General features: G+C 46.2%; 7 protein-coding genes. 2 read left to right on the forward strand and 5 right to left on the reverse strand.

What is annotated here, in order from left to right; all coding sequences use genetic code 11:
* Position 1: 1 nt before the first annotated feature.
* Entirely contained in the window at positions 2-1489 is a 1488-nt protein-coding gene (locus JOY44_RS03365; RefSeq protein ID WP_197984922.1) for a CoA-acylating methylmalonate-semialdehyde dehydrogenase, read from the reverse strand.
* Positions 1490-1810: 321 nt separating this feature from the next.
* Complete coding sequence (locus JOY44_RS03370) at positions 1811-3184, reverse strand: serine/threonine protein kinase (RefSeq protein WP_197984923.1); 1374 nt, start codon at positions 3182-3184, stop codon at positions 1811-1813.
* A 253-nt stretch (positions 3185-3437) separates the two neighbouring features.
* Here JOY44_RS03370 and JOY44_RS03375 point away from each other — a divergent pair, with 253 nt between their 5' ends.
* Positions 3438-4637, forward strand: a complete 1200-nt coding sequence (locus JOY44_RS03375) for an amidohydrolase family protein (protein ID WP_171572317.1) — start codon at positions 3438-3440, stop codon at positions 4635-4637.
* Between the two features lie 223 nt (positions 4638-4860).
* Here the strand turns inward: JOY44_RS03375 and JOY44_RS03380 are convergent, their stop codons facing one another.
* Positions 4861-5307 (reverse strand): hypothetical protein, encoded by a 447-nt coding sequence (locus tag JOY44_RS03380; protein ID WP_171572318.1) that lies wholly within the window; start codon positions 5305-5307, stop codon positions 4861-4863.
* Between the two features lie 221 nt (positions 5308-5528).
* Here JOY44_RS03380 and JOY44_RS03385 point away from each other — a divergent pair, with 221 nt between their 5' ends.
* On the forward strand, positions 5529-6542 hold the full coding sequence (locus tag JOY44_RS03385; RefSeq protein ID WP_207211153.1) for a WG repeat-containing protein: 1014 nt from the start codon (positions 5529-5531) through the stop codon (positions 6540-6542).
* Between the two features lie 3 nt (positions 6543-6545).
* Here the strand turns inward: JOY44_RS03385 and JOY44_RS03390 are convergent, their stop codons facing one another.
* Complete coding sequence (locus tag JOY44_RS03390; protein WP_171572320.1) at positions 6546-7742, reverse strand: MFS transporter; 1197 nt, start codon at positions 7740-7742, stop codon at positions 6546-6548.
* 270 nt (positions 7743-8012) lie between these two features.
* Complete coding sequence (locus JOY44_RS03395; RefSeq protein ID WP_171572321.1) at positions 8013-9716, reverse strand: response regulator; 1704 nt, start codon at positions 9714-9716, stop codon at positions 8013-8015.
* Positions 9717-9761: the final 45 nt, after the last annotated feature.

Here is a 9761-nt window from a genome sequence, read left to right on the forward strand (position 1 = left end):
TCTAAAACTGGCGTGTCCAGTCGTGCCAACGTTCTATCACCACTTTGGTTTGGGTGAAAAATTCCACGGCGTGGTGCCCTTGCCCATGCAGGTCGCCAAAAAAGCTATCTTTCCAACCGCTAAAGGGAAACTGCGCCATGGGAGCTGCCACGCCAATGTTGATGCCAATATTTCCCGCTTCGGCTTCGTAGCGAAATTTACGGGCTGCCGCACCGCTAGAAGTAAATAAACACGCCATATTGCCATATTGCCCCTGGTTGATTAGCGCGATCGCCTTGTCAATGGTATCTAAGTGAATCAAACTCAGCACGGGACCAAAAATTTCAGTTTTTGCCAAATCGCCTAAAGGATTTATATCTTGCAGAATGGTGGGACGCACAAAATAACCATGCTCGTAGCCCGAAATTTTGGGATGCCGACCATCAACTAGAGCCGTTGCGCCTTCATCAACGCCCTGCTGAATCAGACGTTCAATTCGGTTTTTGCTGTCAGTCGTGATCACCGATCCCATTTGAATTCCGTCATCCAGTCCATAGCCGACGGTACGAGTTTGAGCTACCTCCGCGATCGCTTCAGTAAACGGTTGCTTCGCTGCTCCCACAGTGATTGCCACGGATGCTGCCAAGCACCGCTGTCCGGCACAGCCAAAGGCACTATCTGCCATAATTCGCGTGGTCGTAGCAATATCCGCATCAGGTAGCACAATTACCGGATTTTTCGCCCCACCCTGACACTGGGCACGCTTGCCGTTCGCTGCTGCCCGACTGTATACATACTTGGCAACGGGGGTAGACCCGACAAAGCTAATGGCACGGATTGCGGAATGATCTAGCAAGGCATCTACAACGACTTTCGTGCCATTCACCAAATTCACCACACCCGCTGGTAAGCCTGTTTGCTCAATCAACTGCACCAGTTTTTGCAAGGTCAGCGGCACTTTTTCGGACGGCTTAAGGATCACCGTGTTGCCACAGGCGATCGCGTAGGGCATAAACCAAAAGGGAATCATTGCGGGAAAGTTGAACGGGCAAATAATACCCACTACACCCAACGGTTGCCGGATCATAAACTCGTCAATGCCTCTCGCAATATCCTCCGAGTTGTAGCCCTGCATTAACATTGGAATGCCACAGGCAACTTCCACATTTTCGATCGCGCGACGCAACTCACCTTTGGACTCTGCCAGCGTTTTGCCGCATTCTATGGTGATGGTTTTCGCCAAGTCATCCAGGTGTTCTTCAAGCAAAACTTTGAGTTTGAACAGGTATTGAACGCGATCGCCTGCCGGAACCCTGCGCCATGTAGTAAATGCCTGTTGCGCTGCCTGCACTGCCTGATCCACTTCTTTCGCTTCCGACAACGGCACTTTACCTAATATTTCTACGGTCGCCGGATTTATTATCTCTAAAAACTCAGTCGCGTTCGAGTTAACCCATTCACCATTGACATAATTTTGTAACAAAGTAAATCCACCCATCAAATCACCCATCACTTTGCAGTTCTCTTACCTGCTGCTGAATTCGTCTATCAGAACAGCCTAACGACTCACCAACTGACTCCATGAACAAGAATGTGGTTCAACAAAGAAAGTTGAGCAGTTGAGGCACGTACTGAAGATAGCCTTCAAATGGAGAAGCAATCGCGGTAGAAGTTGTCCTATCGATAACCTTATCCAGAGACAACATTACTGTACTGTAACAACACGCTCTTACAAGAAGTTATCTTGCCTGGGATCTCAACTAGCGCCAAAAGTGAATAGCATATTGCGGTTATTTCAAACGTTCTTTTCGGTATGACCTATTATTCATCTTCAGGTAATCGGTAAATTTAGCCAATTACTCAAGATTTGAGCGAGCCAGTCAAGTTCTGGAGCCGTCAAACTGTCTACATTACCCAGTGGAAATTTCTTTGTTCCTACCCAAATGTCAAGTTGAGAAGGGACTGCGATCTTATACCCATTAGAACCTCTCTCATATGAAAGACGAGTGAGTTCAATTTTCACAATGGTCTGTCGAGAGGCGATGAGCGGTAGTAAATTCTTCAACCCTAATACTTCATAGGTGAGAAAAATTTCTGATTGAGTAATCTGCAATCTGACTGTTCCAAATAAAGCGACGAGAATCCGCCAAATAGGCGCAATACAAAAATACAAGTGAAAAATTACAGCTGCGGTAAAGAACCAGCCTAAATCCCAAGTCGAAATCCTCATGGAAGATATTATCATCACGGTTACCAAGGCTCTCAATGCAATTGATCCAATCAAAGACATTAGATCAGTATGAAAACCGCGCGGCGGAATGAGAATCTCCAACGTCTGTTGAGTATTTGTCACTTGCACTTTGCTACCAACGGGTTTGGCAAGAGTTGCTAAACTACCTTTTCGTGAAGTTGGTTTTTCTAAAGCGTTTAATGCCTGCTTCACAGATTTCAGCCGGAGATCGGTGCTTGGCTCTGTCAACCATTTCAACCAGTCGATTGAATTTGGGCTGAGATTGACTCTATCCTCAAACAGAATCCGCATCTCTCGCTGTGGTAGTTGGTCGGGATGCTGTCCCGTTGCCAGATAAATGAGCGTTGCGCCTAGAGCGTAAAGATCTGACGGGGGGATGGACTGACCACCAAATTGTTCAGGAGGCATATAGCCATAGGTGCCAACGATTGTTCTTGTCCCACCGTGAACTGCTGTTTGGACGGAACCAAAATCAATCAGGTAAACCTGCCCAAGGTGATTTCCGGTGCGATCGCCTAGCAAGATATTGCTGGGTTTAAGGTCTCGATGGACGACAGCAGGTTGGCGATGATGAAGGTAATCCAGAATGCCTAATAGTTCTTTGGCAATTACCTGTAACTCTTCCTCACTAAAGGTACGACCAGACTGTATCCAGTCCTGTAACGATCGCGCAGCAATGTGAGATTGAACTAATGCAAAGCCTTTTCCTAGCTTAGTCTCAACCTCGAAGTAATCAAGATATTTAGGAATGGCAGGATGGTCGAGAGCTTTGAGAACTTCTGCTTCTCGTTCAAACAGTTTCAAATCATCCCAGGTAAAGTCAGGACCAAACAGCAGCAATTTGACGACAACAGACAAGCCTGTTTGCAAATCGCTTGCCAAAAATGTTCTTCGACCCGTCTGACGACCCAGCAGAGATTGAATACGATAGCGATCGTGTAAAATCTGAGCCATGAGTTCACCCATAGTTTTTGCGATCAAGAGGTAATAGGATGGTTCTGATTCTCCCTACAATCTATCCGCTTGCTATTGTGCTTTTTGACAATTATTATTCACATCTATGTCAATCGTAAAACTCTTTACCTCCGCTACTGACCACTCCTTCTCCGGCTACGTCTCAATCGAGGAATGAAGCGATCGAACAACACCTTATGTTGGTACTCAAAAGCGGTATTCTGGAAGGCGTGTTAAGGACAGTAAATTGGGTATGGCAACGATCTTTAGAAATGCACATCTGCTAGACCCCATGCAGGGTTTGGAAGGGCGCGGCGATGTGCTGGTGGAAAACGGCAAAATTGTTGGCGTGCTGCAAGATGATTCCGCGATCGGCAAAATTGTACCTATCCTGGTGCCCCAGTGGGATACCCAAATCATTGACCTGGCAGGAGCTTTCCTTTCTCCCGGCTGGATGGATATTCATACTCATGTCTTTAACACGATTGGCGATTTTTGCCTGTCTGCCGATGATGTTGGTATCCGTTCTGGCGTGACTACCATTGCCGATGCTGGCACCTCCAGCATTCTCACCTTTGATGCGTTTTATCAAACGGCGATCGCCACTGCAAAAACGCGGGTTTTCTCCTTCATGAACCCCTCTTTGCTATATATTGCCACCTCAGACCTGATTGCCCATCAGCTAGAAATTGTTGCTAACCCACGAAACCAGGATATAGATCGCGCTGCGGCGGTCGTGGAAGCCCACCGAGATGTGATTGTTGGCTTTCATGTGCGTCCCGTTCGCCAGCGCGGCGAAACGACTTCTCCAATGTTGGAAACTGCAAAAAAACTAGCAGAACTGTTTTCACTGCCGCTGCTGGTGCATCTAGGACGTTTTCCGCAGGAAGAAGTGGTGCCTTCAGCAGAGCTATTGCCTCAGCTTAAAGCAGGAGACATCGTGACTCACTGTTTTCAACCAGATGATACGCTGTTTGACTCAGACTATAAACTGTTGCCTGTTGCAAAGGATGCGATTGATCGTGGTGTTCTGTTAGATGTTAGCTACAGCAATGCAGACTGCTCTACTGAAACCGCGAAAGCCGCGATCGCGCAGGGCATTTTACCCAATATTCTTTCTACTAATCTCAACGGCTCCAACGTCAAAATTGCAGACAGTTTAGCAACAGTCATGACCCGGTTTGTGAATTTAGGACTTTCTCTGAGCGAAGTGATAGAAAGAGTCACCTATCAGCCAGCTGCAGCACTTGGTAAATCGAGTCAACTAGGTGGTTTCAAGCCAGGTCAACTGGCAGATTTCACTGTTTTTGAGTGGGAAGATAAACCCACAACTTTGAAAGATGGCAGTAGTACGATGACCGTTCCGCAGCTATTGAAAGTAAAAGGGGTTTGCCGAAGTGGAGAATATCTTCACATTGAGCGATCGCCATTTGAATCAGAACCCCTCAGCTAGCCAACTGGAAGCGTCCGCTGTAGTGTAAAAAGTAAAGAACAATAGTCAAAACCGGGTAGAAGCGTTACGACCCCTCTAACCCGGCTCCAGTACCTTTATATATTTACTTGCTAGCTTCAACTATGAATCACCAAATCTTGTCAAGGTGATAGATGTTTAAGCAGCAGTATGAATCTTCCGAATGCGGACTGAAGCTATTGCAGTCCACTCCTGAAATCTTGACCTAACTACCACCCGCTTTACCTAAGTCCAAAGCTTTTTTCACGAGATCGTCCGTCACATTCCCGGCTCCAGAGCCAGCAGGATTGATATCTTTAGCCATGTCTGTATAGTCAATTTGATCGTTAGCAGACATCGTAGGCACCGCCACTTCTGCGGGTGTAGACACCTCAAGCTCAGGGGCAACCAGGGCTTCAGCTTCAGCAGCACCGACCGCACCCGTGCTCATTCCTTGAGCAGCTGCGTAATCTGCGCCAACATCCACACTAAGATCCTTCGTGTCACCCTCGGCGATCGATTCCTTCAGCATCTCTGCATCCAGATTTTGCGTAGTGTCTGTTTTATCGACCAAATCGGGAACAACTTCTTTATCGTTAGAAATGCCAGGGATCGAACTATCTTGAACAGCATTTTTAATCGCGTCTGTTACATTTTTAACAACGTCTGCCATAACTTATCTCCTAAATAAAATTAAAGTTGTTTTATAAAGCAAATTTACCAGTGCGCTTTGGTGATCTATAAGACTCTTAGGACAGAGACTTTACCTCAGTCTTCAGGAAGAGACGAGCGAAGGAATGGGGCTAATCTTTCTAGCTGTTTCATAAATTGTAATTAACAACGATGTATTCATTTGGATTTTTTAGGTTCATTTGCATCACCAGTTTTAGCTTGATGAGCGGAGGGCAGCCTGTGCTAGCGCGATCGCTCAGCCTAGCTACACCATCAGTTTTGGCTGCCCAAACTGTGACAGCAACCACTCCACAACGTAAGCCCTTATTTCGGATTGTTCAAGACGGAAAATATGGCTTTATTGATCGCATCGGTACAGTAATCATTCCACCTCGTTTTGACGACCTAGTTTGGGGTTTTGTGGGCGATCGAGCGCAGTATAAAGCGAATGATAAATACGGCTTTATCGATGAAACTGGAACGCCTGTTATTTCAGCAAAATATCGTTTAGCTTTTGGATTTTCTAATGATTTAGCGCTAGTCGTAGTCGGCACAAAGTATGGCTATATTGACAAAGCTGGAAAGGTAATCATTCCAGCTCAATTTAACGAGGCACAGGCATTTAAAAAGGGGCTGGCGGCAGTGGAAATCGGTGGGAAGTGGGGCTACATTGATAAAACTGGAAAGGTTGCCATCCCTACTCAATTTGACTATGCCATGGCGTTTGCGGATGGGCTAGCTCCCGTGTTAGTGAGCGGTAAACGAGGCTATATTGACCAGACTGGAAAAATGGTGATTCAGCCTCACTTGGAAGGAGATGCACTGTCGGGCATGTGGGTCTTTAGCGAAGGATTTGCCGGAGTTGAACAGAATGAAAAATGGGGCTATATCGACACCACAGGAAAGGTTGTGATTCCGCCTCAGTTTGAGGAAATTCGAGAATTTCATGAGGGCATGGCAAGCATTCAGCTAGGTGAAAAATGGGGCTATATCGACAAGACTGGAAAGGTTGTGGTTCCACCGCAATTTGAGCGCGCCGATCGCTTTTCAAATGGGTTGGCAGCAGTGAAGAAGGGCGATCTCTATGGCTATATTGACCAGACTGGAAAAATGGCCATTTCGCCTCAGTTTGGACTGGCGCTAAATTTTGTAGAGGGACTGGCGCTGGTTTATACAGATGGTCAAGCAGGCTACATTGACAAGACAGGCAGCTATGTGTGGCAACCAACAAAATGAATCCTAAGAGGGAGATAGCTCTGATTTAGGACTGTATTGATCACGCTTGGCGATCGCAAACAAAAACACCAAGAATGTCAGTACTCCAGCTAAATACAATGGATATTTGTAAGTATTGAAGTCTGCCTGATTTACAATCAATCCGGCAATCACTGGACCAAACGCATTGGAAACATTTAAGTAAGAAGCGTTCAATCCTAATGCAGTTCCTTGAGTCTTCGCATCTGCATTGAGTGAAATCAACGTCGTAATCATGGGTTGCACAAAGGAATTAAACAAGGAAAAAACTAAACTAATACCCACAAAGTAAACAATACTAGGAATCAACGGCATCAAAGCAAACGATGCACTACGAGCAAAAATTGCAGTTAGCAAAATAGTCACTAAGCTGAAGCGTTTGATCAATAAAGGAATCGCTGCTGCTTGCATTAAAATTGCGATCGCCCCAAATGCTACGAACATTAACGTCAGCGATTGGCTAGATTGACCTAGCACATTAATAAAATAGGGCTGAAAGGCAAACGTAAAAATCGTGAAAGTGGTGCCAATGAGGAAATTGATAATTAATAAAATACCAACCTTAGGAATCGTTAATCCCTTGATCAAGTTTCCTAATCCAATATCAAAAATATTACTTGCCTTAGCCGCTTTTGTTTGCAATGTTTCCGGCAAAAAGAAAGTAGTAATCAGCAGCGATAAAAATGCAAACGCACTGGATGCTAAAAAGCCTGCTCCCAAAGAATACCTTTGCGCTAGCAAACTAATCACGGGACCTAAAATAAAGGCTAATCCAAAACTAATAGCGCTGTATACTCCAAATGCTTTTGCCCGCTCTTGGGGCGGAATAATATCTGAAACAACCGCTTGAGCTACTGATGCATTGCCACCCGTGATGCCATCAAGAAACCTAGCAAAAAAGAGAATTCCCGCTGTGCTGGCGGTGCCTGCCATAAAGTTTGCCACTACTGTACCTGCCAAACTGGCAATCAAAAGCGGTTTACGCCCCAAGCGATCGCTGAGCTTCCCAATGACAGGCGTTGCAAAGAACTGAGCAACGGAATAAATAGAAAATAGTAAACTCGTTTGAAAATCTGTGAGATTAAACTGCTTACCATACAAGTACAGAATCGGAATCAGAATTGTAAAGCTCAGAGAATTTGTGAAGGAAATTAAAGCAGTAATCCAAAATGTTCGATTCATTGGGTAAAAGCAGTGGCAATTGGGTATCAAACGTTATGAGTGTTGCACCTCGGAGTGCCATCGCAGCACCTGCGTTTGAGACTATGCTTAGCGCGAGGTTATTTGCTTGAAGTTAAGCAGCAGACTGCTGAAGCCGATAGTGTTCGAGATCAAACTCCTCCTATCTAACGAATTACGCTCCAACGAATTACGCTCCAACGAATTACGCAAGCCTGGATTGGCATGATCAGCCTCAGTCGTCAGGGACTATCAAAGAGGTTTGATGAGTGTTTAAAGGGCTGTCAGCTTGCCGACTTTTGCTCTCGCTACCTGTGCCACAGCTTCAATCAACTGAATTGGATCAATGGGTTTGGAGAGGAATTGTTGGAAGCCGCCTGAGATGGCTTGATTTCGATCTTCTTGCTTGGCATAGGCAGTTAGGGCGATCGCCGGGATTGTCCTCCCCCATTTTTGTTCAACCATCCGAACTCGTTGCAGTAGTTCGTAACCATCTTCGTTGGGCATGGCAATGTCACTTAACAACACATCAGGGTGCGAGTGTTGTAAGAAATCTATCACCTCTTGTCCACTCGCAACCGCAGTGACTTGAGCACCCGCTATCTCCAGCACGGTCACAAGATAGTTCCGATTATCAAAATTGTCATCAACGACCAAAATAGAGATATTCTCTAGGGCTAAATCGCTATGCAATGACTCTGGGTTTGGCATCTGGGAGGAGGAGTCGAGTTGGGTTGGAGTTTGCAACGGCAAAAAGATAGTGAAGGTCGTGCCTTTGTCTTTTCCCTCGCTGGCAGCGTCAATTTTGCCACCGTGAAGCTCAACGAGTTGGCGGACGATCGCCAATCCTAGCCCTAGCCCATCATGAGAACGAGTAGAGGACGAATCTGCTTGGCGAAAGTATTCAAAAATCTGAGGTAGAAAATCCGAGTCAATGCCGATTCCGGTGTCAGTTACGGTGATTTGGGCAAATGCAGTGATGGGCAAGGGGTGTTGGGTCGTTCGGTGTGACTCTTGGTTTCTGTTAATTATCCACGACTCATTGCCCATGATTCTCTTTAACCCCACCTCAACCTGCCCACTTTCGGGCGTGAATTTAATAGCGTTTGAGAGTAAGTTGCGGAGGATTTGCTGTAGACGCTGAATGTCGCCGCTGACAATGCAGTGATCGGACGTGAACTCACCGGTCAGTTGAATCCCTTTCTCGTTTGCAGCAGGACGGATAGACTCCAGTTCGTCTGAAATCAAATTGAGTAAATTGACCGGCTGTTGATGAATTTTCACTTTGCCGCTGGTAAGGCGGGCGACATCCAGGATGTCATCAATGAGTTGCGCCTGAGATAGGGCATTTCGATTGATAGTTTCGATCGCACGGCTCGTCGCGCCCTCGTCAAGTTTGCCTGCTACCAATAGTCTTGACCAGCCTAAAATCGAGTTGAGCGGAGTTCGCAGTTCATGGGAAACGATCGCCATGAATTCATCTTTCATTCGGTTGGCAGATTCTGCTTGTTGACGAGCAAGTTGTTCGTGGATAATCTCGACCTTCTGCATGGCTAATTCCACTGATTGCCGCTGGATCTCCTGGGTTTTTTTGAACAATTCAACAAATACAGAGACTTTGGAAATGAGAATTTCGGGATTAATCGGTTTGAGTAAGTAATCCACTGCTCCTAATGCGTAGCCCTTCATCTGCAACTGATCGTCGGTGCTAAAAGCAGTGACGAAGATGATTGGCGTATGCTGCGATCGCTGTCGCTGCCGAATGATAGATGCGGTCTCGAATCCATCCATTCCTGGCATTTGCACATCTAACAGAATTGCGGCAAAATCCTGATTCAGCAGACACCGAAGCGCTTCTTTTCCGGATTGGGCTGTCACTAGATTCTGCCCCAATCGGCACAAGATGGCTTCTAGGGCGATCAAGTTTTCTACGCGATCGTCAATCAGAAGAATGTTGGCTTTGAGTTCAGAGGACATGGTGTGGGGAATTGGAGGGCGGAGAGGATGAACTGCCAAGCAAAG

The organism is Leptolyngbya sp. Cla-17 (genome assembly GCF_016807185.1).
In the GTDB taxonomy this organism is placed as follows: domain Bacteria; phylum Cyanobacteriota; class Cyanobacteriia; order Leptolyngbyales; family Leptolyngbyaceae; genus ULC077BIN1.